Below are 231 nucleotides of genomic sequence, written 5' to 3'. Positions count from 1 at the left end.
CGGCGGTAAGAGCGGCTCCGGCGGCGGCACGGACCCGGGCGGCATCCTCGGCGGCCTCTTCGGCGGCAAGAGGTAGAACACGACGGCGCCGCGGCCCGCGATTCAGCCGGTCGCGGCGGTGAACACGATCCGGCCGCCCTGACGCACGGCGGCGCACCCCGCCAGATCGATCGGGCCCTGACCCGCCCAGTCGGTCACGAGGCGGGCGGCCTCGATCGTCTGCGCGCGGCT

1 pseudogene is annotated in these 231 nt (G+C 76.2%); it reads right to left on the bottom strand.

Annotation, left to right across the window (positions count from 1 at the left end):
- Positions 1 to 102: 102 nt before the first annotated feature.
- Positions 103 to 231, bottom strand: a pseudogene (locus KVS71_RS20155) (tRNA(Ile)-lysidine synthetase); the annotation flags it as partial.

It is taken from the genome of Microbacterium sp. GbtcB4, from assembly GCF_019091465.1.
Classification (GTDB): domain Bacteria; phylum Actinomycetota; class Actinomycetes; order Actinomycetales; family Microbacteriaceae; genus Microbacterium; species Microbacterium paraoxydans.
This window is presented reverse-complemented; position numbering and strand designations above follow the sequence as displayed.